The following is a 25,991-nucleotide window of genomic DNA, read 5'->3' as shown; positions in this document are numbered from 1 at the left end:
GCTTCCTTCCATGCGTATATCAAAGGCCTCTTGCTGGCCGGCACTCACGTTCAGATGGCACCTACCTTAACTTTCGAACCGTCCACCAGGCGCGACAGGCGGAAGGGGGTGGGGTCGACACAGGGTGTATCGTTGGCAACGAGGTCGGCGGCCAGGCGGCCGATGCCCGGGCCGAGGCCGAAGCCGTGCCCGGAGCCGCCCGCGGCCAGGTAAAGGCCCTTCACACGATCGGCCGGCGAGATGACCGGCACCGCGTCCGGCGTGAAATCCACGTAGGCTCCCCAGCTGTCGGCGATTTCGACGCCCGCCAACGCAGGAAACTGCTCGATGACCCGTTTCAAAATGGCCGCGATCGTGCGGCGGCTCGGCGGCGGGTCGAGAACGCGCATCCGCTCGAAGGCCGACGGTTTACTCGTGTTCAAGCTTCCGAATGCCTCCGGACCCTGGAGGAAGGATTTGCCGATGCCGAACTGCACCGCTTTCAGACGCTTCATGAACATCGGCATGAACCAGCGGGCGTAGCGAATGCCTTGTGGAGTGATATCCAGCATTGCCCTGCCGCTGATCGCAAGCGTGTAACTGCCATCCAACCGGCGGGTCAGCGCGCAGTCCGGCGTATAGATAGCCTCACCCAGATCCTTCGTGGGCCGCGTACGAAGCGCTGTCTGGCGCACGCTCGCCTGTGGAAACACAACGCCGTGCTGGCGGCAAAACATCGACGTCCAGGCACCGCCAGCACAAAGGACGGCTTGTGTCCGGATGGTTCCCTTTTCGGTGATGACCCCCGCCACAGCTCCATTGACCAGATCGAGGCCTTGCGCAGCGCACTCCTGGTGGATCGTCGCGCCAAATTTGCGAGCGCCGTACGCGATCGTCGGCGCGGCGATGGCGGGCTCGCCCTTGCCATCATCGATCGAATGCACGCCGCCGACCCATCGGCGTCCATTTGCCGGGATCGTGGCAGCCGCTTCCTTTGCGCTGAGCACCTTCGTATTGACATTGAACTGCCGGGCGGTCTCACGCCATGCTTCCCATTCCGCCAGTTGCCGCGGATTATCCGTAGCGTAAAGCAGACCGCATCGGCGGAAGCCCACGTCCTCACCGATTTTAGCCGCAAACTCATCCCAAGCTTGCAAAGCGATGCCCGAGAGCGGTAACTCGCGTGCATCCCGGTTCTGCCGCCGGCACCAACCCCAGTTGCGGCTCGACTGCTCGCAGCCGACATAGCCCTTTTCGACCAGAGCTACGGACAGTCCCCGCTCCGCGAGAAAGAAAGCTGCCGTTGCACCAATAATGCCGCCGCCAATGACGACAACATCAGCCTTTGCGGGAAGCTCTTGATCGTTCGGTATGCGCTTGACAATTGGAGACATGGGGGCTGACCTGAACTGATTTTGGCGGCCGATCTATACGGCACTGTTTCCTGCTCCTCCGGCGGGAGCAATTGAGGCAATGACGGCTATCGCATCGACTTCGACGAGATAGCCCTAGTGAAGTTCCGGTACCGGAACGACGTGCGAGTCGGGCAGGAAGCGCCCAAGCCTAGCCGTTCGGACGGATGCATTTCGATGACGCCTTCTGCCGGACGCAGGAAACTCCCGACGGACAGGGCAGGTCATGTGAAGCTACCGAGCGGAGGCGAGCAGCATGTATCGAATGCAAATGCAGGGGCGGCAGGAAATTCCGTTTTCGGCGGCGCGACAGTCACAGCTAGGACGGTCGACCGGGTAAGCTACAGAGCATCGTCTGACGACAGCGGTTTTTGAATTGGTTTCCCGTCGAGCACGACAGATGCCCTGATCAGGTCCATGTCAACCCCGCTGCTACAGCCTCACGATAAAGAGCGTGCACAATAAAATACCGAGATATTACTATGACTACAGGCACTTATGAGTCCCCTGCGCTTGCCATGATCCACACGGTCCACGGGATCATCCCCGCGTTCAACGAACTCGTTGGCCGCCATCTGCCCGGTTGGCGCCTGTTCAATATGTTGGATGAGAGCTTGCTGGGGAACACGATCCGCGAAGGCGCGCTGTCACGTCAGACCATGCGGCGGATTGCGACTCACATTTGGTCGGCGGTGGATGCGGGGGCTTCCGCAGTCCTCGTCACTTGTTCGTCGCTCGGCCCTGCAGTGGATGCGGCAATGCCACTCTGCCCCGTACCTCTCTTCCGTATAGATGATGGGGTGGCAATTGAGGCCTTGCAATGCGGAGATCGAATTGGCGTCCTCGCAACGCTGTTTACAACATTGAGCCCGACGACCCATTTGATCGAACGCCATGCTCAGCGAATGGGTCGCGAAATTCTCCTTACAAGTCATCTCTGCGAAGGGGCGTTTGAGAAACTGCGGGACGGAGACAGAGCGGCGCATGATGCGCTGATACGTGAAGGCCTTGCTGCTCTGTTGGGCAACGTTGACGTGGTTGTTCTAGCTCAAGCATCGATGGCAAATGCGCTGAGCGAGATGAAAGGCACGCCGGTGCCAATACTAGCTAGTCCCGAACTTGGAGTGCTGCACATGTCCTCAGCGCTGAAGAGCGCGACGTCGGGGAAAGCCCTGAGAGGCTAGGTAACCCATCGATATTCCGGCAGCTCAACGGATGGTTGGACCGGGTTCGCCGTCGTTCAGGGGCGACGCGGCAGAAATGATAGGCGCACTGCTCATCCAAGGATCAACTGGCGGCCAGCAAAATCGGCGAACATCAGGAAATCGTGGAGCGACCTGATGAACAATGGATGTGGCATCGACAAATATTTGCGCCACGTGCGCTGAAACTCGCCGACCGTCAAGTCGCACCTGCCGCTGAGAGCCTCCTTCCCGCAATTATCCGCCTCCGACGGCGCGGATCAGCTTCGGATCCTGCTTGAGCCCGTCGAGCCAGGCCGGGTCGAGCTTCGGGACGGAGGAGAACAGTAGCTGTGAGTAGGGGTGGCTCGCGCTGCTGCTCATGGCCGAGGGAGGGAGCTGCTCGATCTTTTCGCCCGCATACATCACCGCGACTTCGTCGCAGATCGCCTCGACCACGGAGAGGTCGTGGCTGATAAAAATGTAGGAGAGAGAAAGCTCCCGCTGCAGCTCCTTGAGAAGGTCGATGACGGCTGCGGCAACTACGGTATCAAGTGCCGACGTAACCTCGTCACACAGGATCAGTTTTGGCTCGGCAGCGAGCGCGCGAGCGAAGTTGACGCGCTGCTTTTGACCCCCGGACAGTTCTGACGGGCGCCGGTGCTTCAAGGCCCGGGGCAGCCGAACCATATCCAGGAGTTCGTCGATCCGCTTCTCACGCTTCTCACCTGTCATGCCGTGATAAAAGGCCAACGGTCGCCCGAGAATATCGCTGATCGATTTGGCGGGATTGAGTGCGGTGTCGGCGTATTGGAAAACGATCTGCAGCTCTCGCAACTGTTCTCGCGTACGGGCGCCGGCGGCTGGCGCCAGCGTCTGTCCATTGAAGGTGATCTTGCCCGCGGTTGCGGGAATGATGCCGGCAATCGTTCGAGCCAGGGTGGATTTGCCGCAGCCGGACTCACCGATAATTCCCAGATTGCAACCGCTCTCAACCTCGACGCTGACGGATTTCAGGGCTTTGACGAGGGGTGTGCCATCGGCCTGGATGGGTCCATAGCCTGCGATAAGGTCTTGCACCTGAAGAATCGCTTTGCTCTGCTGCTTGTCAGGGGATTTGGCCCGCGCTTCCGGCTTGAAAGCGCCTAACAACTCCTTGGTATAAGGATGCTGCGGTCTGCTGAGGATTTGCTCGGTGCTTCCGATCTCCTGGACTTCGCCTCCTTTGAGGACAACGATGCGATCGGCAATTTGGGCCACTACGGCAAGATCGTGCGAGACGTACACGCCGCCGATGCGACCCTTGTGCATTACGGATTTAAAGGCGCGCAGCACTTCGATCTGTGTGGTCACATCAAGCGCCGTCGTGGGCTCGTCGAAGATGACAAGTTTTGGATCACCGATCAGGGCCATCGCGGCCGAGAGGCGCTGCAACTGACCGCCGGAAACCTGATGCGGATAACGGGAACCGATCGTTTCCGGATCGGGAAGCGAGAGCGCCTTGAATAGGCTTACCGCGCGGGTGCGGGCCTCTTCGGCGGGCATCAGGTCATGGATGCGAGCGATCTCGATGACCTGTTCCATGATCGTCTGTGACGGGTTGAAGGCCGCGGCGGCACTTTGTGGTACATATGAGACGACGGTTCCCCGGATCTTGGCCCGTTTTCGCTCCGGAAGGCTTGCCATGTCCTGACCGGCGAGCACGACGGAGCCGCCGCTGATCCGACAGCCGGCGCGGGCATGGCCCATCAGGGTTAGAGCGATGGTCGTCTTGCCTGACCCACTTTCACCGATCAGAGCGACGATCTCCCCTTCAGCGACTTCGAAACTGACGCCACGGATGATTTCGACGATGCGGCCGGAGTCGGTCTTGGCTTCGACCTTGAGGTCACGGATTTCGACGAGGTTGGCCATCATTCGCTCCGATCGCGTATTTTTTGAGGAAGGTTGTCGATCAGCAGATTGACGCTGATCGTCAGCGTGGCGATAGCGATCGAGGGGAAAATCACCGCGGGTGCGCCGAGCGGGAGGCCGCCGATATTCTCGCGCACCAGGGCTCCCCAATCCGCGTAGGGCGGCTGCACGCCAAGCCCGAGGAACGAAAGACCCGATAGGAGCAGCACGATGAAGACGAAGCGCAGGCCCAGGTCGGCAAGAACCGGCCCGACAATATTGGGCAGGATTTCGGACGCGACCAAGTAAGCTATACCTTCGCCGCGAGCGCGGGCCACGGTGATGAAGTCCATCGTATTGATGTTGACTGCGAGAGCCCGGGCGAAGCGATAGGAGCCGGGCGTGTAGATCACCGCAAGTGTCAGCACCAGAACGGGAATGGACGATCCGACCGCCGCCACGACCACGAGGCCGAAAAGTTTGCTCGGAATGGAATTCAGGGCATCGAGAAAGCGACTGAGAAAGGTGTCGACCCATCCCCCAGATACCGCCGCGATCATGCCGAGCACGACGCCCGAGAAGCAGGCGATGCTAACCGCGACTAACGAAATGCCGACCGTATAGCGTGCTCCCATCAGGATGCGCGAAAGCATGTCACGTCCCAGATAGTCTGAACCGAGCCAGAACTGCTGGCTCATGGGGCCGAAATAGTCAAAATCGAGTATCTCACCCACCGGATGGGGGATGATCCAGGGAGCAATGACGGCGATGATTGCCCAGAAAGCAATGACGGCGAAGCCGACCACACCGACCAGGTTGATGCGATAGGCGAATTTCCGACGCTTTAGCGCATGTGTTTCGATCGTGGTCATCATCGTAGCCTCGGGTTGGCAAGAATAGCGATGATATCGGCCGTCGTGATCAGGATCAGATAGCCGACGCAGAATATCATCGCGCAGGATTGGATGAGCGGGAGATCGCGGGTGGCGACGGCGTCGACCATCAGCTTGGCGATGCCGGGATAGTTGAAGATCGTCTCGACGATGATTACTCCGCCCAGAAGGTATGAAAGCGAGAGGGCAACTGCGTTGACGATCGGACCGAGGGCGTTTGGCAGCGCATGTTTCAACACGATGCGGCTTCGTGAGGCACCCTTCAATAGTGCCATTTCGGCATAGGGTGTATTCAGTGTTTCCACCACCGCAGCCCGCGTCATGCGGATCATCTGCGCGGACACCCCGAAGGTGAGGGTGATCACCGGCATCGCGTAGACGCGCACTATGTCGGTGATAGTGTGGACTTCGTTGGTGAGTGAAATCGCGGGCAGCCATTGCAAATAGACTGCAAAGAACATGACAGCCAACGTCGCTATCATGAATTCCGGTACCGATATGACGCCGATCGTAAATACGGTGACCGCTCGATCATAAAGCGAGCCCCTTACCATGGCGGCGGTGATGCCGAGCGTCAATGCAATCGGTACTGCGAACAAGGCCGTGACGCCCGCAAGCTTCATCGAGTTCGCGAACCGGCCGCCGATCAGGTCGGCGACCGGCATGTTGTTGGCGTAGGATGTGCCCAGGTCACCCGATAGCAGTCCGCCCATCCAATAGATAAAACGCAGAAACGCCGGGTCGTCGAGATGCATGGCCGTGCGCAATCCGGCGACGGCCTCCGGCGTTGCAGCCTGGCCGAGAAGGATCGAAGCAGTATCCCCCGGCAGGAGCGTCGTCGCTGTAAAGACCGCGAACGAGACGATGACCAAGGTGATCAGGGCGATGAGCAATCTGCTCAGCACCAGGGATAAGACCTCTTTGTTCACACTCGCTTCCTTCCAGTTATCGGAACCAAAGTGCAGAGGGGCCACAGCAACGTGGCGGCAGCCCCGAGACTACTTTGTCGATCACGATTCAAACCAAACATGCTCGGCCATGCGATAACCCATCATACCTCCGAGCGGGTTCGTTTCCATGCCCTTGAGCTTGTCCGTGATGGCGTCGATCCCGGTCAGGTAGGCCGGAATGATGGTGCCGGCCTCATCTGCAATCATCACCTGCATCTCATTGTAAATCGCTTTACGCTTCTCCTGATCGAGCGAGCCGCGCGCCTCGATCAGCATCTTGTCGAATTTATCCGATTTGTAATGGCTCTCATTCCAGGGTGCGCCGGACGCATATAGCAACGAGAACAGGATGTCGGGCGTCGGCCTATAATTGATATTGCCGAAATGGATCGGGGCCTTGAGCCAATACTTGTCCCAATAGCCGTCGGAGGGCACGCGCTGGACGTCGAGCTTCATGCCGATTTCGGCGCCGGCGGCCTGAATAATCATCGCCATGTCGATTGCGGAGTTCGCGGCCTCGGACGCGATCACCGGGATCGACTGACCGAGAACGCCCGCCTTATTGAAATAGAACTTTGCCTTTTCAGGGTCGTACGGCTTCGGCTGGAGATCGTCGTTGCGATAGGGGTTGCCCGGGAAAATCGGCTGGTCGTTGCCGATTTCACCGCGCCCGCGCAGGGCTGCCCTCAGGATCTGCTCACGATTAACCAGGTGCTTCATGCCCGCGACGAAATCGCTGTTTTGACCAGGGGTCGTATCGAGGCGCATGTTGAGGTTGGTGTAGCTGTTGGCGCTCGATTTCGACAGAACGAAGCCGGGCCTGCCTTCGACGAGCCGTTCCGAGCGGGGATTGATAGCGGCCGCGACATGGATGTCTCCCGACAGCAAGGCATTCACGCGCGAGCTGTCGTCGCTGATCGCGAAGAACTCAAAGGAGTCGACAAATGGTCCTTTCGACTTCCAGTAATGGTCGTTCCGCCGCATAAGCGAGCGCACACCGGGTTCGAAGTTTTCGAGAACGAAAGGCCCTGTGCCGTTCCCCTTCGAGAAGTCGGCGGTCCCTTCCGCGACGATCATGAAGTGCTGTAGCGCCAGGATGGTCGGCAGGTCGGCGTTGGCGTCTGCGAGTGTTATTTCGAGAGTGAGATCGTCGAGCGCCTTGAACCCCGTCATTTGCTTTGCGATGGCATTGACCTTCGAGCCGACGTTGGGATCCAGGTGGCGCTTGAGCGAGTAGATCACATCTGCGGACGTAAGTTGTTTCCCGTCGTGAAAGGTGACGCCCTTGCGCAGCTTCACGGTCCACACCTTGCCATCGGTGCTCTCGATGCTTTCCGCCAGCTCCATCTCGACCGCGCCGGACCTGTCGAGGTTGGAAAGGCGGCTATAGACCGCGGAACACCGTGAATAATCCGTTGAATTCGATGCTTTGGCCGGGTCGAGCGTGTCTGCGGTCGAAGACGTGAACCCTGCCGCCTTGAGATGTCCTCCGGTGATCGGAGACGCGGCGATCGCTTTAGTGGCGCGACCAACGATGACGCCGCCAGCAGACATGGCGACGCCGCCAGCGAGAAGCATCTGCAGCAGTTCACGGCGGGTGGCGCCGCGTCTGATGGCGCATTCGACCACTGCGTCGTCGGCGCGGGTCCAGTTCGTAGTCCTTAAGTCGGTCATGGCATTCCCCTTTTCTTTCTGTGACGGCCGCCTGCCGGCGAGCCGATCCGGTTTTAAAAGTCAGGCGCGCGAAGCGGCCACGGCCTCCGCGGGGCGGCCATCGACGTGAAATGATCGGGTGCGGTGAATTCCGCCGGCTCGATCGTGCCGTCGCAGCCCTTGTGGGCATGCCGCCGCTCCCGCAGCGGCCCGCCGGCGGGCAGGCCAAGCTCCGTCCCGCTCGCGAGATAGGCGCGCACGAGATCGTCGGGAAAGAGGTCAACATCGTCTGAATAGCGGTGGGCCTCGCGATAGAGGCTGAGCGTCGCCCGCTCGCTATTGATCTCGTGTCCCGTTTCGGCTGAATCGATGAGCAAGCCGACCTCGTCGAAGCCCATGTAGCTGATTTCCGGAAGACTTTTGCTCACGCGAATTCCCCAGTGTTCGGCTCCGATGGAGCGCGGCTTCTCAAAGAAGAATATTCCGTTCCCGGCAGGATCGTTGTCCCGCTCTTGTATGAAGGCCGGATTTGTTGTGATCCGTGCCTTTCGTCTGTTTCAGTTTGTCACTTGCGCTGCGCCGGATTCTCCGAAAAGGCGCCCTGGCGCGGCACAAAACACCGAATCTAACCGTTTCGCGCTATTCTCAGACCCGCAGCGCCCCGCGCACATCCGGGTCCTCAAGCGTCTGGTCCAGCGTGAGGCGCGTGCGCTCGACGATCGCATCGATTTCCGTTTCGGTGCAGCACAGCGGCGGCGCATAACCGAGCACGCCGTTGCCGAAGGCGCGGATGACGAGGCCGTTTTCCCAGGCGCGATCGAAGATCCGGCGGGCGGGTTCGGCGTATGCCGGCAGCGGCGTCTTGTTGATCTTGTCGACCACGAGCTCGACGGCGGCGAGCATTCCGCGGCCGCGGACATCACCCACGAGCGGGTGATCTCTCAGCGATTCCAACCCCTGCATCAGCCGCGTCCCGGCCTTGACGCCGTTGTCGAGCAGGCCGGTTTCGTAAAGCTTCAGGACTTCAAGGCCGACGGCGGCGCTGACGGGATGGGCCGAATAGGTGTAGCCGTGACCGATCGCGGCGGCACCGGCACCCTCGGCGATCGTTTCATAGACGTGGTGGGCCATGAAGACGGCGCCCATCGGGACGTAGCCGGAGGTGAGACCCTTGGCGGTGGTCATGAAATCCGGCACGATTCCCTCTTCGCTGCAGGCAAAAAGCGGCCCTGTGCGGCCAAAGCCGGTGATCACCTCATCGGCCACGAAGAGAATGTCGTGCTCGCGGCAAAATTCGCGCATCGCCTTCACCCAGCCTTTCGGCGGTACGAGCACGCCGCCCGAACCCTGGATCGGTTCGACGTAGAAGGCGGCGACGCGCTCCGGCCCGATCGCCTCTACCTTGGTTTTCAGCGCTGCCAGCGAGGCCTCGATAATCGCCTGCGGATCCTCGCCGACCGGGTTGCGGTAGGCGTAATGAGACGGAATTTTATGCTGCCAGTCGAACGGAAGGCCGAAGCCGGCATGGAATGCGGGCAAAGCGGTCAGGCCCGCACCCGCCGTCGAGGAGCCGTGATAGCCCTGTTCGACCGAAATGAACTGATCGCGCTCGGGCCGTCCCCGAGCATTCCAGTAGTAGCGGATGAACCGGATCGTGCTGTCCACCGCGTCGGAGCCGCCGAGCGTGAAATAGACATGGTTGAGATCACCAGGCGCCCTGTCGGCGAGTTCTGAGGCAAGCCGGATCGCCGGCTCGGAGCCGAGGCCGAAATAGGCCGTTGCATAGGGAAGCTCCCGCATCTGCCGGGCTGCTGCCTCGACGATGCTTTCGTGGCCATAACCGGCATTGACGCACCAGAGGCCGGCGAAGCCGTCGATCAGCTGTTTGCCGGAGGCGTCGGTGACCGTTGCGCCCTCGGCCGAGGCCAGCACGCGCACGCCGTGCTTCTCGTGACTGCGGTAGGAGGCCACAGGATGGATGAGATGGGCGCGGTCGAGTTCGATGAGCGAGTTGCTGTACATTGAGATCTCCGGATCAGCCGAGTGCCTGGCTGGCAAGGGCAAAGGTGGTGGCGGTCCGGGCGGCGACGTTGCCGGCCGATGGCTTTCTCATGGCGATGCCACCACCGACATGGGCGAGCCCCTGTGTGGCGAGCCATGGAGAGAGTCCGGCTTCGGCAGTCGTGTCCACCCTGAGGAACCTTCCTGGACGACCGGCGATGTGATGTTCGATGAGTTTCCTGGCGTCCTCGATATCCGCGGCGACCACGGGTCCGATCACCTCGCCGCGACCGAAGGGTCGCAGGCAGGCGAAGCCCGAAACGCTGCGGTCGCGGCGAATGACGGAGAATTCGCCCACCGTTGCGAGGTAGGAGAGCAGCCCTTCGCGGTCGGCGCCGAAGGCAAGGCGGTCGAGCGTCATGATGGCCGGGAGATCGCCGGCGGTGGCGGCGCTCGTGCCGGCCGGTGCGTCGATTTCTCCCGCGAGGCCTTGGTGCTGCAGCACGGTCCCGGTTTCATGAAAGCCGAGCCTCTGGTAGAGCGGCAGGCCCGCCGTTGTCGCGACCAGCCGCAGCGGCCGGTCGCCTGCGATCCGCAACGCGGCATCCATCAGCCGGCGGCCGAGGCCACGGCCGCGCATGGTTTCATCGACGATGACCATGTTGATGGTCGCACAATCTTGTTTGTAGGCTGTGACGAGGACCGTGCCGACGACCCTGTCGTCCTCGATTGCGACCATGCCTTCGCTCAACGCGAGGGCCATCTGCCAGTCCTCTGGCCGATGCGGCCAGCCAGCCTGTCTGGAGAGCGCAACGGCTGCTTCCAGATGGTCTGGGCCGAACGCGGTGATTTCGATCTGACGTGTTTGCATCGGGCCGTCCTACATATCGTGCCCGCAAGTCTGCCGGAGCCCCGGCGGGCAGATCGTCTGAAGGCCGCGGTTCAGGCAGTATCTTATAGCTTTACGCCGACGGGCCGCCGCATCTTATGCCGGAGCTATTTCATCGGGATGCTCTATGCCTGGCTAGGTCAGTGCATCATCGCCAGCGCTGCCGCAAAGAAGTCGTCGCCACCGAAGTTTCCTGATTTCAATGCCAGAAGCATGTCGCCTTGTGCATTGCCGACCGTGCGCAGCACCGGCACGCCGGGCGCAATCTCCGGGCCGATCAGAAACGCCGGGATGGCGAGCCTGTCGACGGCGGCCCCCGAGGTTTCACCGCCGGCGACCACCAGACGCCGCACGCCTCTTTCAACGAGTTCGGCTGCGATAATCGACGTTGCGGTCTCGATCGCGTGGCCCGAGGTCTCCCGCCCATATTGCGATTGCAGCCGGGATACGGTTTCCGGCGCCGCGCTCGCGGCGACCACGACCGGGCCGGCGGAGATGCGGTCTCCGGCCCAGGAAATCGCGGCGGCGATCTCATCCGGGCCTGATATCAGGCGCTCTGGATCAAGCCGCAGCACAGGCATCGACCGTTCGGCGACCTCGAGCTGGCGTAGCGTTGCTTTCGAACAGCTGCCGGCAATAATCGCCGAAAACCCGTCGACAGGGCGAATGATGTCTTCAGCTGTTGCGCTGCCGGATATGCGGCCGGAACGGACGAGCGCCCGGGCAAGGCCGAGGCCAAGGCCGGACGCACCGGTCGATATCGGCGTTTCGAGCGCGATCTCGCCGAGCGTTTCCAGATCCTTTTCGAAAATTGCGTCGGCAACAGCCATGGTCACGCCTGTCGTGCGCAACGCATCGAGCCTCGCCCTGGCGGCGGCAGGGCCGGCCGCGATGGCTGCCAGATCGATCAAGCCGACGGCGCCGCGCGTTTGCCGGGCGAGAACCCGCACGAGATTGGCGTCGTGCATCGGGTTGAGGGGGTGATCCTTGAGCGGGCTTTCGTTCAATGTTTGGCCGCCGACGAACAGATGGCCGAGGTAGACAGTCCGCCCTGTTTCTGGAAAGGCTGGTGTAACCAGCACGCTGCCGCCGCCCGCAGCATCGCGCAAGGCCTCGGTGACGGGGCCGATATTGCCGGCGTCGGTGGAATCGAACGTCGAGCAGATTTTGTAAAGCACGTGGCCCGCGCCCCGATGGCGCAGCCATCGCTCGGCTTCCGTGGCAGCCGTCACGGCCTCAGAGGCAGGGACCGAGCGGATTTTCAGGGAAACGACGACGGCATCCACGTCGGGCAGCGCGAGCGAGGGATCGGGGATGCCGACCGTCTGCACCGTGCGCAGGCCATTCTTTGTCAGCGTGTTGGCGAGATCCGACGCGCCCGTGTAGTCGTCAGCAATCGATCCGAGTGAAATGGCCATTATTTAGCTCCGTGCAAAAGGGGCGAACCAGCCTAGACCGTCCAGCGTGCGGCCCCGCGGAATGTATTCGCAGCCGATAAAACCGTCGTAACCCAGCCGGTCGATTTCGCTGAACAGATAGGGATAATTCAGCTCCTCCCCATCCGGCTCATTGCGGGACGGCACACTGGCGATCTGGATATGGCCGGTGACCGGCAGCAGGCGCCGCAATGCCATGGCGACATCGCCATGGATGATCTGACGGTGATAGATGTCGAATTGAAGCTTCACGTTCGGCAGGCCGCATTCGACGATCAAACGCTCGGCCATGGCGAAGTCGTTAAGGAAGTATCCCGGCATATTGCGCCCGTTGATCGGCTCAAGCAGAAGGTCTATGCCCTTTTCCCCGAGCCGGCCGGCGGTGTAGGCGACGGAGCGCCGGTAGGAGGCAGAGGCGTCTCGATCATGAGGATCGGCGATGCCTGCCATCAGGTGCAACCGTCTGACGCTGGTCGCCGCCGCATAATCCAAAGCCCGCTCGACACAAGTCTTCAGCTCATCGAACCGTCCGGGAAGGGCCGCGATGCCGCGTTCGCCGGCACCCCAGTCGCCTGGCGGCAGGTTGAACAAAGCCTGCTGCAGATTGTTGCGGGCGAGCCGTTCGGCGAGGGCCTCCGGCGCGGCTTCATAGGGAAAGAGATATTCGACGGCGGAAAACCCCGCATCGGCTGCAGCATCGAAGCGGTCGAGGAAGGCCCATTCGTTGAACATCATCGTCAGGTTGGCGGCGAACACAGGCATGTCGGCTTCCTTTACAGGCTCTGCGGCTCCTTGACGCGGCCGGGCAATTCTGCGCCGGAAAGCAGGGCATAGAGGCGTGCGAGTGAGGAATCGTCGTCACGGCCCATGCCGGCTCCGGCCGCCGCCAGGTACATTTGCAGGGCGGCTGCCGCGAGCGGCGCTGGATATCGTTCGGAGCGCGCCATATCCTGGACGATACCGAGGTCTTTGACGAAGATCTCGATGCTGCTGAGCGGCGTATAATCCCCGGCAAGTACATGCGGCACGCGGTTTTCGAACATCCAGGAATTGCCGGCCGAGGCGGTGATGACTTCATAAACCTTGTCGAGGTCGAGACCCTGCTTGGCCGCAAAGCTTATGGCCTCACATGCGGCTGCGATATGCACGCCGGCGAGAAGCTGGTTGATCATCTTGAAGGCGGCGCCGGTTCCGGCCGCGCCGCCGAGCTCGTAGACCTTGCCGGCCATTGCGTCGAGACCTGGGCGCGCCCTGTCGAAGGCTTGGCTGGAGCCGGATGCCATGATCGTCAGTTCGCCAAGCGCCGCCTTGGCTGCGCCGCCCGATATCGGCGCATCGAGATAGTGTAGACCGAGGGCCTCTACTCTTTGTGCGAGATTGCGTGCGACGGCGGGATCCATGGTTGCCGATGAGATGAACACGGCGCCTGCCTTCATCGTGCTTGCAACGCCTTCAGGGCCGAACAGCACGGCCTCGGTTTGCGCGCCGTTGACCACCACGCAGACAACAATGTCGGCCTCCCTGGCGGCGTCGGCAGGAGTCGCCGCTCCACGCCCGCCGTCGGCGACGAAGCGGTCCACTGCCGCCGGCGTTATGTCATATCCGATGACGTCAAGACCTGCGCGCTTCATCGACCGGGCCATTCCCAGTCCCATAGAGCCTAGACCGATGACGGCCGCAATGACGGTGGGGCGCGAGTTTTCGGCGAGCGGTGTCATGGGAGTTTCTCCAGTCTTGAAAGATCCATGCCCTGGGACCTGCAGCCAGCTGTTTTGGCAGCGCTGCCATTTTCCTACTCCGTTTTGGCAGCGCTGCCAACTGTCAATTGGCAGCGCTGCCAAAAAAATCTTGCTTCTGGCCGGAAGTGATGAAAAATGGATGTCGCACTGAGGCGCCCCAAGGATTGCTTCGCGCGTCCAAAGATTCCAGAGGCCGGGTTCGAAAGTGACCATGGAATTCAAACATCAGTCGACGGTGACCCTTGCAGAGGTCGCGCAAGCGGCCGGCGTCGGCGAGAGCACGGTGTCGCGCGTGCTGCGCAACCACGGTTCGTTTTCCGGCAGAACGCGGGAGCGGGTGATGGCTGCCGTCGAGCGGCTGGGATATGTCCCGAACCGGATCGCCGGAACGCTTGCCTCCACCGGTTCGCGTCTTGTCGCCTTCGTCATTCCCTCGCTGTCCAACATCGTATTTTCCGACGTGCTGCGTGGAGCGAGCGCCGTTCTGGAAGAAAACCGCTATCAGGCGGTGTTTTCGGTGACGGACTATGATCCGGGCAAGGAGGAGGCGCTCGCAACCGCAATGCTTGCCTGGCGGCCGGCGGCAGTGATGCTGGCGGGGTATGAGCACACCGACGGCACGATGAAGATGTTGCGCGCCAGCGGATGTCGTGTTGTGGAACTGCTCGATCTGGACGGCGATGCCCTTGATATCGCCGTCGGCTTCTCGAACCGCGCGGCCGGGCGGGAGAGCGCTGCCTTCCTGCTCAGGCGGGGCTATCGACGGATCGGCTATGTCGGTCACGACCTGGACCGCGACACCCGCGCCGGCAAGCGTTTTTCGAGTTTTTGTGACACTCTCGACGCCAACGGAACTCCGCTCATCGCTCGCGAAATTGTGGCGGGCGCTTCGTCGGTGGAAAACGGTAAGCAGGGGCTGGAGCGACTGCTGGCACGAGCAACCGACCTCGACGCGGTCTATTTTTCCAACGACGACATGGCGCTCGGCGGTTATTTTCACTGTCTCGCCCAAGGGATCGCCATCCCCTCGCAGCTCGCCATTTTCGGCTATAACGGCCTCGATATCGGCCGGGCAATACCGCAACCCTTATCGACCATCCGGACGCCGCGCGTGACGACGGGGCAGATCGCCGCTGAGCTGGTCATCGCCAACGCGCCGCCGCAGGCCATCGATCTCGGTTTTGAACTGATCGAAGGGGCAACTGCGTAATATTGGAGGAACCGCCATGTCCGATGCGCGCCTGCGTGAGGAAATCTGCCGATACGGTCGCTCGTTGTTCGAGCGCGGACTGACGCCCGGTTCGTCCGGCAATATATCGTTGCGGCTGGAGGACGGCGGCTGGCTGGTGACGCCGACCAACGCCTCGCTCGGTTTTCTCGACCCGGCCCGGATCTCGAGGCTCGACGCGGAAGGCCGGTTGCTGTCCGGCGACAAGCCGACCAAGGAAATCCCGCTTCACACCGCCCTCTACGATACACGCGGCAGCGCTCGCGCCATCGTTCATCTTCACTCCACCCATGCGGTGGCGCTGACCATGCTGCCGGAGATCGATCCGCGCGCGGCCCTGCCGCCGATGACACCATATTACCTCATGCGCGCCGGCGAGACCGCTTTGGTGCCGTATTATCGCCCCGGGGATCCCGCGGTGGCCGATGCAATCCGCGGGCTGGCCGGCAAATATTCATCGGTGCTTCTCGCCAATCACGGACCTGTTGTCGCCGGTGACAGCCTGGAGGCGGCGGTCTTCGCGACCGAGGAACTGGAGGAAACGGCGAAGCTCTATCTGCTGTTGCGCAACCTCAATCCCCGGTTCCTCAGCCCGGCTCAGGTGGCCGATCTCGTCAATACCTTCGGCCTCGATCTTCCGTCGCATCATGACCACGATCACGATTGAACCCGAGAGCACGCAACCTTCTGCCAAACGCCGCTTTCTATACGATAGATTCTGCTTCCGATGCCGCCCAATTCAGGTAAGCCGCGGATAAAGCGGTGCCTATGATTGTGAAACATCCCGGTTCCAATCATTCAAGGATAGGCAGATGACGACGTTCCGCCCGAAATACATCACCTTCGACTGCTACGGCACGCTCACCAACTTCCAGATGGCGGAAGCGGCACGCGATCTCTACGGCGACCAACTCGACGAACCGCGCATGGCGGAGTTCGTCAAGAATTTCGCCGCCTATCGTCTCGACGAGATCATGGGCGCCTGGAAGCCCTACGCGGAGGTGGTGCACAACTCGCTCGAGCGGACATGCAAGCACAACGGCGTGACGTTTCGCGATGAAGCCGCTCAGATGGTCTACGCACGTGTTCCGACGTGGGGGCCGCATCGCGACGTACCCGAGGGTCTTGCCAGGGTTGCCCAGGAAATTCCGCTGGTGATCCTGTCCAATGCCATGGACGCGCAGATCATGTCGAATGTCGAAAAGCTCGGCGCGCCCTTCCACGCGGTCTACACCGCGCAACAGGCAAATGCCTATAAGCCGCGTTTCCAGGCCTTCGAATATATGTTCGATATGCTCGGCTGCGGACCGCAGGACGTGCTGCATTGCTCGTCCTCCTTCCGCTACGATCTGATGTCGGCCCACGATCTCGGCATCAAGAACAAGGTCTGGGTCAATCGCGGTCACGAGCCGGCCAATCCCTATTACGGCTATGTCGAAATCCCCGATATATCGGGTTTGCCTGGCGTCGTTGGCCTCTGACGGAGACAAGCGGATGCGGTTCCAGTCCTACTGGCACGACACAGCGCGTGCTTTTGCCGATGCGGCTCAAGGTCCTGTCGAAGGACATTATGAGGTCGCCGTCATTGGCGCCGGTTTCACCGGGCTTGCGGCAGCGCGTCAGCTTGCGAAAGCCGGCGTCAAGGTCGTCGTGCTGGAGGCCGAACGCGTGGGCTGGGGGGCGTCGGGACGCAATGGTGGTCACCTCAACAACGGACTAGCCCACAGCTTCCTGTCCGCTAAGTCAGCGCTGGGCGCGGAGAGGGCTATCGCGCTTTACCGGGCATTCGATGAGTCCATCGACACGATCGAGGCAATCATTGCCGAGGAGGGGATCGACTGCAATTTCCGTCGTGCCGGAAAGCTGAAGCTTGCCTCCAAGCCGCAGCATTTCGATGCCATTGTCCGCAACTTCGAGGCTGTGCATAGGGAGGTCGATCCGGAGACGGCGCTTCTTTCGGCGGATGACTTGAAGAGTGAGGTCGGCTCGCCCTTCCATGGCGCCATGCTCTCGAAGAAGAGCGCGATGATGCATATGGGCCGCTATGTCGCCGGGCTCGCCGCCGCGGCCGTCCGCCACGGCGCCGTCATTTTCGAAAAGGCTGCCGTGACCGGCCACAGGCAAGGCAACGGCCGCCACAGCCTCGAGACCGGGCAGGGCACCGTCACCGCCGACCATGTGCTCGTCGCGACAGGCGCGTACACGCCGTCGCTCTTCGGCTATTTCCGCCGCCGGATCGTTTCCGTCGGCAGCTTTCTGCTCGCCACCCGACCGCTGAACGACGCCGAAATCGCAGCGACGATGCCGGGGAACCGGACCTGTGTCACCTCGCTGAACATCGGCAATTATTTCCGGCTATCGCCGGACAACCGGCTGATCTTCGGCGGCCGCGCACGCTTTTCCGCCACCTCGGATCAGCGATCGGATGCAAAGAGCGGCGATATTCTGCGCGCCGGTCTGGCTGAAATCTTCCCGCAACTTGCCGGCGTCGAGATCGACTACTGCTGGGGCGGGCTCGTCGATATGACGAAAGACCGCTATCCCCGCGCGGGGTATGTCGACGGCGTTTGGTACGCCATGGGCTATTCCGGCCACGGCGCCCAGCTCTCCACCCATCTCGGCATGATCATCGCCGATGCCATCATGGGCAAGGCGGATCGCAATCCGGTAAAAGGCCTCGAATGGCCCGCCATCCCCGGCCATTTCGGCAAGCCGTGGTTCCTGCCGGTCGTCGGGCTCTATTACAAGACACTCGATCGCTTCATGTAAGCCGCGGCGTGACGAGAGCGGTTCAGCCGTTCTCTGGCGTGTGTCGCAAAACATTGCAGCGGTGCGAGACAGGATCCGAAGCTTGCGATATTATTTAGGAAGGGCGCCGGAATGACTTTCCGGTGCCCTTTGTTTTCTTGTCGATCAGGAGAGCCCGCCGATGTGGAAGCTCTTCATTTCCAGATATTCCTCAATGCCGCATTGGGCGCCCTCACGCCCGAGGCCGGATTGCTTGACGCCGCCGAACGGAGCGACCTCGGTGGAAATGGCGCCGGTGTTCAGGCCGATCATGCCGAATTCGAGCGCCTCACCGACCCGCCAGGACCGCTTCAGGCTCTCGGTGTAGAAATAGGCCGCAAGGCCGAACGGGGTGGAATTTGCGATGCGGATCGCCTCCTCCTCGGTGTCGAACCGGAACAGCGGGGCAACAGGTCCGAATGTCTCTTCGCTGGCAAGCTGCATGTCGGTGGTCGCGCCGCCAAGCACCATCGGAGCGGCATATTGATCGCCTGCCGGCACGGAATCCGCAGTGGCGAGGATCTTTGCTCCCTTGTTTACCGCATCCTCCACGTGCCGGTTGATCTTCTCGATCGCAGCTTTGTTGATCATCGGTCCGATATCCGTGCCGGCCTCGGTGCCTGCCCCGACCTTCATGGCCGAGACCCGCGCGCCGAGTTTGGCGGCAAAGGCATCGTAGACGCCAGACTGGACGAGAAGACGGTTGGCGCAGACGCAGGTCTGTCCGCCGTTGCGGAATTTCGATGCGATGGCGCCTTCGACGGCAAGGTCGAGATCGGCATCGTCGAAAACGATGAAAGGCGCGTTGCCGCCGAGTTCGAGGCTGAGCCGCTTGACGCTGTCGGCGGCGCCACGCATCAACAGCGAACCGACGCGGGTCGAGCCGGTGAAAGAGATCTTGCGGACGGTCTGGTTCGCCATCAATTCGTCGCCGATTGCAGTCGGCATGCCGGTGACGATGTTGATCACGCCCTTGGGGATGCCGGCGCGTTCCGCCAGAACGGCGAGCGCCAGCGCCGAAAACGGGGTCAGGTCGGATGGCTTGATGACAACCGTGCAACCCGCCGCAAGCGCCGGCCCCACCTTGCGGGTGATCATCGCATTGGGAAAATTCCAGGGCGTGATGATCGCCGATACGCCGACGGGCTCCTTCAAAACGACGATTCGCCGATCCGCTGTCGGCGAGGGAATGGTCGTGCCGCCGATGCGGCGTGCTTCCTCGGAAAACCATTTGATGAATGAGGCGCCGTAGCGGATTTCGCCCCGGGCTTCCGTCAGCGGCTTGCCCTGTTCCGTGGTCAGGATCAGCGCCAGGTCCTCGATATTGTCGAGCATCAGATCGTGCCAGGCCTCGAGCAGGGCGGCGCGCTCGGCATGGGTCTTGGCCCGCCATGGACCAAGAGCTTTTTCTGCCGCCATGATCGCGACCCGCGTGTCGGCTCCGTCCATGTCGGGCACGCTGCCCAGCACGTGCTGCGTCGCCGGATCGATGACCTCGATCGTGCGCCCGGCTGCGCCCCCGCGCCATTCTCCGTCGATGAGCCCCTGCTGGCGCAGCAGGCTTCCATCCCTCAATCCGTTCATCTTGTCCTCTTTCATCAAAGCGTCCTCTCCACAATTCCGGGCGCAAAACCGCGGCGCAATTTTTGCGACGTGCTCTAGTCGAGTGCCGAAAGCACCGATGCCGTGATCGCCTCCGTCTTGTCCTTGCCGGGAGTGGCGCCGATGCCGCGCGCGGTCGTCGTCTCGATCGCGGCCATTATCCTTCCGGCGGCAGCCGCCTCTCCGAGATGCTCCAGCATCATTGCGCCCGACCAGATGGCGGCGATCGGATTGGCAATTCCCAGATGAGCGATATCGGGCGCGGAGCCGTGGACCGGTTCGAACATGGACGGCGCCGAGCGGTCAGGATTGATGTTGGCGGATGCCGCAAAGCCGAGCCCGCCCTGGATGGCGGCGCCAAGGTCGGTCAGGATGTCGCCGAACAGATTGGAGGCGACCACGACATCGAGGCTTTCGGGCGCCATCACCATGCGGGCGGCCATGGCGTCGATATGATAGCTGGTCACCTCGACATCGGGATATTCCGCCGAGAGCTTGCGGGTAATCTCGTCCCAGAAGACCATCGAATATTTCTGCGCGTTGGACTTCGTCACCGAGGCGAGTTTGCCGCGCCGCGCCCGTGCTTGCTCGAAGCCGAAACGCAGGATGCGTTCGACCCCCTTGCGGGTGAATATCGCGGTTTCGATCGCCACTTCGTTGTCCGTGCCCTGATGGACGCGGCCGCCGGCGCCGGAATATTCGCCCTCGGTGTTTTCACGAATGCAGAGAATGTCGAAACTGTCAGACCGCAGCGGTCCCTGCACGCCTGGGAGCAGACGGTGCGGGCGGATATTGGCATATTGCTCGAAGGCCTTGCGGATCGGCAGCAGGAGGCCGTGCAGCGATACGGAATCCGGCACTTTTCGGGGCCATCCGACGGCGCCGAGCAGGATGGCGTCGAAAGACTTCAGCGTTTCGATCCCGTCGGCAGGCATCATGCTGCCGTTTTCGAGATAGTAGTCGCAGGACCAGGTAAGGCGGGTTGCCTCAAGAGAAAGTCCGCCTGATCCGGCTGTTTTTTCGAGCACGGACCAGGCAGCGTCGGTCACGTCGCGGCCGATGCCGTCTCCTGGCAGAAGGGCAATCTTGTAGGTCTTCATCTGAGCTCCTTAAAGGCTGATGAGCACGCTCTTGCTCTTGCGGTTGGCGTGATAGGCCTCGCGGCCGAGATCCTTGCCGATGCCGGACTGCTTGTAGCCGCCGGTCGGCAGGATATGGTCGCGCGATCGGCCGTAACGGTTAACCCAGACGGTGCCGGCCTGCAGGCGACGGGTGAGGCGGATGGCGCGCGAGAGATCGCGGGTGAAGAGGCCCGCGGCCAGGCCATAGGATGGGTGGTCGGCGAGGCTTAGCGCCTCCTCCTCATCCTCGAAGGTCTGGATGGTCAGGACCGGTCCGAAGATTTCCTCGAGAACGGCGGGCGATGTTGCGGTCACGCCCGAAATCAGCGTCGGCGCGTAAAAATAGCCCTCACGATCGAGCCGGCCGCCACCCGCAAGACATTCGGCCCCGCCGTCGATGGCGGCGCGGATGATACCATCCATGCGGGCGATTTGGCGTTCGGAGATAACAGGCGAATAATCGGTCGTTTCCTCCCAGGTCGGCCCCGGTCGGACTGCCGCCAGTCTGGCGACGAGGGCCGCTACGAGCGCGTCCGCCACCTTCGCCTCGACGATGAGGCGGGATCCGCATATGCAGGCCTGGCCGGCGTTGGACAAAATGCTGGTGGCGATGGCGCCTGCCGCAAGGTCGAGATCGGCATCCGCGAAGACCAGCTGAGGGCTCTTGCCGCCGAGCTCCAACGTCATGGGCTTCACGCCGGTGCGGGCAATATTGGCCATGATGGCTGCACCGGCCGTGGTCGAGCCGGTGAAGCTCACTTTGGAAATCCCGGGATGCCCGGTGATGGCGGTTCCGGTGATCGGACCGTCGCCAAGGACGACATTGACGAGGCCGGCGGGCAGGCCGGCCCGCACCGAAAGCTCGGCGAGATAGAGTGTCGAGAACGGCGTCATCTCCGATGGCTTCAGCACCACGGCATTGCCCGCCGCCAGCGCCGGGGCAAGCTTCCAGCCTGCCATCGACAGGGGAAAATTCCAGGGCGTGATGGCGCCGACGACGCCATAGGGTTCCGTCACGATCATGCCGAAATTCGCGTCGTCGGTCGGGACGAGATCGCCGCCTTCCTTGTCGGCGAATTCGGCAAAGAAGCGAATCTGCTCGGCGGTGACGGCGATATCGCCGGCGACGAGATGGCCGACGGGGCGGGTCGAGGAAAGCGCTTCGAGCTTGGCGAGGGTCTCCGCCTCGGCTTCGATCAGGTCCGCCCAGCGCTGCAGCGCCTTGGTGCGATCGCGCGGCCGCACACCACCCCAATTGCTTCTATCCAACGCCCCCCTTGCCGTCTCCACGGCCTGATCGACAAGAGCTGCGTCGGCAAGCGGACAGCCGGCATAGGGCTTGCCGTCGGACGGCCGATGCATATCGATGACGGCTTCGGCCGGAACCAGCCGGCCGCCGATGAAATGTCCCATGGGCAGGGAAATCGAGTTTGGATCGAAGCTGAGTGTCATTGCGTGTCCTCGGCATGAGCTTGCTTAAGCCTAGCCTGGGAAACCGAGCAGCATGCATCGACCGGAATTGCTGCAGCGGATGAAAATTGCGTTTTCCGCGCCGCCGCCAGTCAAATCTACGGCCGGTGATCGCGCCGGGCCGCTCGCCGTCACGTCACGGTCACGTAGATCTTGCGAACCGTCTCGATCGTCTTCCAGACGCCGACGAAGCCGGGCTTCATGACGAAACTGTCGCCGGCCCCGTAGACCACCGGTTCTCCGCCGTCCGGTGTAAGTTCGACCAGCCCGGCAAGAATATGGCAGAACTCGAATGTCTCGCCCTTGATCGAACGCGTCTCACCCGGCGTTGCCTCCCATACGCCGGTATGGACCGTCTCTGCGCGAGCGACGTCCTGCGCCCAGGTCTTGAAGATGGGATTACCCGCGATCAGACGCTCGGGCAGGGGGCCGGACTCGCGCGGCGGATGGGATGGGTTGGTATCGATCGTCTTGAGCAGGGACATGGTTTTCCTTTCGAGGTGCAGATGGTGGGAGAGAGGATCAGTAGCCGCGTCTGCGATCGACCAGTCCGATCGGGTCGAGGCCCGCCCGGTGCCGTTTGATGTTGCCGATCACCACGGCCGCCGCGGTTTCGGCTTGGGTGACGCTGGCAATATGCGGCGTCAGCAGGATTTTCGGATGATTCCAGAAGGCGTGGCCCGATGGCAGCGGCTCGGGATCGGTGACATCGACGACAGCGCCGGAGAGATGGCCGGCGTCGAGCGCACCGACGAGCGCCTGATGATCGAGTTGAGCGCCGCGACCGACATGAACGAGTGCGGCCCCAGCGGGAAGCCTGGCAAAGAGCTCGGCATTCAGGAAGCCGCGTGTCTCCTCGGTCAGCGGCAGCATGCAGACGAGAATATCAGTGGTGGCAAGCAGGGTCTCGAGCCCCTCGCCGCCACTGAGGCATCGAACGCCGTCAATCGTGCGCGGAGTGCGGCTCCAGCCGGACAGCGGAAAACCGAAGGGGTGCAAACTCTCAAGCACCGCGCTTCCCAGCATGCCGAGCCCAAGCACGCCGACGCGGCGTTCCGCCGCCTGAACGGGTGCGAGCGGCTGCCAGATCCCGCGCCGCTGCTGGCCGAGATAGGCCGACAGATCGCGATGGAGAGCGAGCACGGCGAGCGTCACATATTCCTGCATCATTCTGACGATGCCGTCTTCGACCATGCGCACCACCTTGACCTGCGCAGGCACGGCATCGATGCGGAACTGATCGATGCCGGCGCCGATCGAAAACAGGATTTCAAGATTATTGTAACGGGCGAGATCATCCGGCACGGTCCAGGTGATGAGGTAGCGCACAGCCTCCGGTTCGACCGATGCCGGATCCATGGCGAAGGCTATGTCGGGCAGTTCGCGCGCGAAGGCCTCGGCGAATATGGCGCCGCGCTTCGCATCGGAATTGAAGAGAAAGGTCATGGCAACGCTCCTTGATCGTCAGGCGGTGCAACGTCGGGCGAGTGCCTCGATCATGCCCTGGCAGGCCAGGAGTTCGCTCGCGAGGATGAATTCGTCCGGTCGGTGAGCACGGGCGATATCGCCTGGGCCGCAGATGATCGCATCGATGCCGGCGCGCTGGAAAAGGCCGGCCTCGGTGCCGTAGCTGACGGCGGCGAGCGGCTCGATACCTGTGAGTTCTTCAAGCAAGTGCGCAAGTGGCGCATCGGCGGCAAGCGACAGCGCCGGATAGGCGCTAAGTTCGCGCCATTCCGACTGAAAGCCGCGTTGCGGCAGCGCTTCGGCCATCGTTCGCAGCGGCGCCAGCAGCTTGGCCGGGTCGATTCCGGAAATCGCCCTGGCCTCGAACTCGGCCTCGCAGCTCTCGGGAATGATGTTGACCGCCTGGCCGCCCTTTAGCGTGCCGACCTGGAGCGAGGAATAGGGCGGTTCGAACCCAGGATCGAACGGACCCTGCGTCAGCCGATCGGCTTCGGCGCTGGCGCGAGCCAAGACCTCGGTCATGGCATGGATTGCATTCAGCCCCTGGTCGGGGCGCGAGGAATGGCCGGATCGGCCTCTGACCGTCAGCCGGGCGGCCGCCTTGCCCTTGTGGGCGCGGATCGCCCGCATGCCGCTCGGCTCGCCGATAATCGCGCCGAGCGGAGGTGCACAGAGCTCAGGCAGGCGGGCGATCATGTGCGGGACCCCGCGGCAGCCTGCCTCCTCATCGTAGGAAAAAGCGAAGTGGAAGGGTCGGCGGAGTTGTGCCGCCGCGAGTGCCGGGACGGCGGCAAGCACGACGGCGAGAAAGCCCTTCATGTCGGTGGTTCCGCGACCGTAGAGGCGGTCCGTTTCGGCGCGGAGACGGAACGGATCGCTGCTCCACCCGCCTTCCGTGGCAGGAACGACGTCCATATGGCCGGAGAGGATGTAGCCCGGCGTCTCCCTTGGACCGATCGTTACGAAGAGGTTCGACCGGTCGCCCTCGGGGCCGGCAATCTCCGTGGCGACAATACCGTGCCTTTGCAGGTAATGCCTGATCCACCCAACGATCTCGCCGTTCGGCGTGCCGACGACAGAGGGAAAGCCGACCAGCCTTTCGAGGATTTCAATTGCCTGCATGAGCTTTCTCGCATCGCGGGATATAGAATTGCACCGGCCCACTCGCGGTCAACGGCACGGGCGGCGGTCGGGATCTGGTCAATGACTGTAGGGACCCGCCCAGGCTTTATTTGCCGAAACTGCATCGGATTTGGACGATTGTTGTGTTTGCACGGGCTTCGCCAGTGAATTGTATCGCGCGATCCATCCTAATCTCGACGAAGGAACTTCCGGGCGCAGCTTTCCCTACTGGGTGGCCGGACAACACCGCAGGAGGGCGGGAGTGAGTGCACTGACATCCGAATCCAGGTTGGTCGATAGTTTCGAGACGCGCATAACCGGGATCGACAGTGTCGACCTCGACAAACTGCATACGCTTTCGATGTCCGTCGCCTGGCCGCATCGCCGTGAAGACTGGCAATTCCTGCGCGAATTCGGCCAGGGCATTGCGGCCATCGATGAAATCGGGCGCATCCTCGGCTCCGCGATGTGGTTTCCCTATGATGACCGGTTCGCCACGATCGGTATGGTCATCACCTCGCCGCGCCTGCAGGCCAATGGCGCCGGGCAGTGGTTGATGGGCCACGCGCTCGACCAGGTCGCCGGACGAAATCTTGGGCTGAACGCGACGCGGGCGGCGCGACGCCTTTATCTGTCCTTGAATTTTGTTCGTGAGGCGCCTGTCTTTCAATGCCAGGGCGAAGCGATAGCGCCACCGGATGTGGAGTTGCCGGCCGGTGCCGCAATACGGCCCGTGGAAGCTGAAGATCTGGAGGCGATCGCGGAACTGGATCGCGTGGCCTTCGGCACGGACCGCACGCCACTTCTGGCTCGGCTCATGACAAATTCGAAGGGCGTCCTGCTGGTCCGCGGCGGCCGGATCGAGGCCTTCTCGCTTTGCCGAAGGTTCGGGCGCGGCCATGTCGTCGGCCCGGTGGTGGCGGTCAGTGACGCAGACGCAATTGCCGTCGTCCATCCGCATGCGCTCGAGCATGCGGGGTCATTCCTGCGCCTCGATACGCGCGAGAAAGTCGGGATATTTGCCGATTTTCTCTCCCGCTGTGGCCTTGCTGTCTTTGACTTCGTGACAACCATGTCGCTGGGCGACCCTTGGCTTCCAAGTCCGGGAGGTCAGGTGGGGCATCGGCCGAAAACCTATGCGCTCGTCAGCCAGGCGCTCGGCTGACGG

23 protein-coding genes are annotated in these 25,991 nt (G+C 62.1%); 6 read left to right on the top strand and 17 right to left on the bottom strand.

Going from position 1 to position 25,991, the window contains the following annotated elements; translation table 11 throughout:
- Nucleotides 1-50: 50 nt before the first annotated feature.
- The gene (locus AMK00_RS29305) at nt 51-1,373 is read right to left on the bottom strand and encodes an NAD(P)/FAD-dependent oxidoreductase (RefSeq protein ID WP_064812797.1); all 1,323 of its coding nucleotides are present in this window, start codon (nt 1,371-1,373) and stop codon (nt 51-53) included.
- A 500-nt stretch (nt 1,374-1,873) separates the two neighbouring features.
- Between AMK00_RS29305 and AMK00_RS29300 the strand changes: the two genes are divergently transcribed.
- Entirely contained in the window at nt 1,874-2,575 is a 702-nt protein-coding gene (locus tag AMK00_RS29300; protein WP_064812795.1) for an aspartate/glutamate racemase family protein, read from the top strand.
- Nucleotides 2,576-2,830: 255 nt separating this feature from the next.
- Here the strand turns inward: AMK00_RS29300 and AMK00_RS29295 are convergent, their stop codons facing one another.
- The 10 genes from AMK00_RS29295 to ltnD form a co-directional block, all read right to left on the bottom strand.
- Entirely contained in the window at nt 2,831-4,486 is a 1,656-nt protein-coding gene (locus AMK00_RS29295) for an ABC transporter ATP-binding protein (protein ID WP_064807703.1), read from the bottom strand.
- A complete protein-coding gene (locus tag AMK00_RS29290) occupies nt 4,486-5,340 on the bottom strand; it encodes an ABC transporter permease (RefSeq protein ID WP_064812793.1) in 855 nt (284 codons plus the stop codon). Before AMK00_RS29290 ends, AMK00_RS29295 begins: the two co-directional genes overlap by 1 nt.
- Entirely contained in the window at nt 5,337-6,287 is a 951-nt protein-coding gene (locus AMK00_RS29285) for an ABC transporter permease (protein ID WP_064812791.1), read from the bottom strand. Before AMK00_RS29285 ends, AMK00_RS29290 begins: the two co-directional genes overlap by 4 nt.
- A gap of 81 nt (nt 6,288-6,368) precedes the next feature.
- Entirely contained in the window at nt 6,369-7,982 is a 1,614-nt protein-coding gene (locus tag AMK00_RS29280) for an ABC transporter substrate-binding protein (RefSeq protein WP_064812789.1), read from the bottom strand.
- Nucleotides 7,983-8,035: 53 nt separating this feature from the next.
- Nucleotides 8,036-8,389 (bottom strand): hypothetical protein, encoded by a 354-nt coding sequence (locus AMK00_RS29275; protein WP_237350524.1) that lies wholly within the window; start codon nt 8,387-8,389, stop codon nt 8,036-8,038.
- A gap of 217 nt (nt 8,390-8,606) precedes the next feature.
- The gene (locus AMK00_RS29270) at nt 8,607-9,983 is read right to left on the bottom strand and encodes an aspartate aminotransferase family protein (protein ID WP_064812785.1); all 1,377 of its coding nucleotides are present in this window, start codon (nt 9,981-9,983) and stop codon (nt 8,607-8,609) included.
- A gap of 13 nt (nt 9,984-9,996) precedes the next feature.
- On the bottom strand, nt 9,997-10,833 hold the full coding sequence (locus AMK00_RS29265; protein ID WP_064812783.1) for a GNAT family N-acetyltransferase: 837 nt from the start codon (nt 10,831-10,833) through the stop codon (nt 9,997-9,999).
- 158 nt (nt 10,834-10,991) lie between these two features.
- The gene (otnK, locus tag AMK00_RS29260; protein WP_064812781.1) at nt 10,992-12,269 is read right to left on the bottom strand and encodes a 3-oxo-tetronate kinase; all 1,278 of its coding nucleotides are present in this window, start codon (nt 12,267-12,269) and stop codon (nt 10,992-10,994) included.
- Between the two features lie 3 nt (nt 12,270-12,272).
- Nucleotides 12,273-13,049 carry a 2-oxo-tetronate isomerase gene (gene otnI / locus AMK00_RS29255; protein WP_064812779.1) on the bottom strand — a complete coding sequence of 259 codons (777 nt, stop codon included), beginning with the start codon at nt 13,047-13,049 and terminating at the stop codon, nt 12,273-12,275.
- An 11-nt stretch (nt 13,050-13,060) separates the two neighbouring features.
- On the bottom strand, nt 13,061-14,005 hold the full coding sequence (gene ltnD / locus AMK00_RS29250; RefSeq protein WP_064812777.1) for an L-threonate dehydrogenase: 945 nt from the start codon (nt 14,003-14,005) through the stop codon (nt 13,061-13,063).
- 232 nt (nt 14,006-14,237) lie between these two features.
- On the opposite strand from ltnD, the gene AMK00_RS29245 reads away from it, so the two are divergent.
- The 4 genes from AMK00_RS29245 to AMK00_RS29230 all read left to right on the top strand — a co-directional run bounded on the left by AMK00_RS29245 (nt 14,238) and on the right by AMK00_RS29230 (nt 18,023).
- Nucleotides 14,238-15,236, top strand: coding sequence for a LacI family DNA-binding transcriptional regulator (locus AMK00_RS29245; RefSeq protein ID WP_064812775.1), 999 nt, complete (start codon nt 14,238-14,240; stop codon nt 15,234-15,236).
- A 16-nt stretch (nt 15,237-15,252) separates the two neighbouring features.
- On the top strand, nt 15,253-15,921 hold the full coding sequence (gene otnC / locus AMK00_RS29240; protein WP_064812773.1) for a 3-oxo-tetronate 4-phosphate decarboxylase: 669 nt from the start codon (nt 15,253-15,255) through the stop codon (nt 15,919-15,921).
- A gap of 145 nt (nt 15,922-16,066) precedes the next feature.
- A complete protein-coding gene (locus AMK00_RS29235; RefSeq protein ID WP_064812771.1) occupies nt 16,067-16,735 on the top strand; it encodes a haloacid dehalogenase type II in 669 nt (222 codons plus the stop codon).
- A gap of 13 nt (nt 16,736-16,748) precedes the next feature.
- Entirely contained in the window at nt 16,749-18,023 is a 1,275-nt protein-coding gene (locus AMK00_RS29230) for an NAD(P)/FAD-dependent oxidoreductase (protein WP_064812769.1), read from the top strand.
- A gap of 144 nt (nt 18,024-18,167) precedes the next feature.
- On the opposite strand, the gene AMK00_RS29225 is transcribed toward AMK00_RS29230, so the two are convergent.
- The 6 genes from AMK00_RS29225 to argE form a co-directional block, all read right to left on the bottom strand.
- Nucleotides 18,168-19,625 carry an NAD-dependent succinate-semialdehyde dehydrogenase gene (locus tag AMK00_RS29225; RefSeq protein ID WP_064813211.1) on the bottom strand — a complete coding sequence of 486 codons (1,458 nt, stop codon included), beginning with the start codon at nt 19,623-19,625 and terminating at the stop codon, nt 18,168-18,170.
- Between the two features lie 74 nt (nt 19,626-19,699).
- Nucleotides 19,700-20,743, bottom strand: a complete 1,044-nt coding sequence (locus AMK00_RS29220) for a tartrate dehydrogenase (protein ID WP_064812767.1) — start codon at nt 20,741-20,743, stop codon at nt 19,700-19,702.
- A gap of 9 nt (nt 20,744-20,752) precedes the next feature.
- Nucleotides 20,753-22,216, bottom strand: a complete 1,464-nt coding sequence (locus tag AMK00_RS29215; protein WP_064812765.1) for an aldehyde dehydrogenase family protein — start codon at nt 22,214-22,216, stop codon at nt 20,753-20,755.
- A gap of 149 nt (nt 22,217-22,365) precedes the next feature.
- A complete protein-coding gene (locus AMK00_RS29210) occupies nt 22,366-22,719 on the bottom strand; it encodes a cupin domain-containing protein (RefSeq protein ID WP_064807684.1) in 354 nt (117 codons plus the stop codon).
- A 37-nt stretch (nt 22,720-22,756) separates the two neighbouring features.
- Entirely contained in the window at nt 22,757-23,680 is a 924-nt protein-coding gene (locus AMK00_RS29205; RefSeq protein WP_064812763.1) for a 2-hydroxyacid dehydrogenase, read from the bottom strand.
- An 18-nt stretch (nt 23,681-23,698) separates the two neighbouring features.
- The gene (argE, locus tag AMK00_RS29200) at nt 23,699-24,823 is read right to left on the bottom strand and encodes an acetylornithine deacetylase (protein ID WP_064812761.1); all 1,125 of its coding nucleotides are present in this window, start codon (nt 24,821-24,823) and stop codon (nt 23,699-23,701) included.
- A 262-nt stretch (nt 24,824-25,085) separates the two neighbouring features.
- Here argE and AMK00_RS29195 point away from each other — a divergent pair, with 262 nt between their 5' ends.
- Nucleotides 25,086-25,988, top strand: a complete 903-nt coding sequence (locus tag AMK00_RS29195; RefSeq protein WP_064812759.1) for a GNAT family N-acetyltransferase — start codon at nt 25,086-25,088, stop codon at nt 25,986-25,988.
- The last annotated feature ends 3 nt before the right edge of the window (nt 25,989-25,991 follow it).

It is taken from the genome of Rhizobium sp. N621, assembly GCF_001664325.1.
GTDB lineage: Bacteria > Pseudomonadota > Alphaproteobacteria > Rhizobiales > Rhizobiaceae > Rhizobium > Rhizobium esperanzae.
The sequence above is the reverse complement of the archived record's forward strand: the minus strand, read 5'-3'. Positions and strand labels throughout refer to the sequence as shown.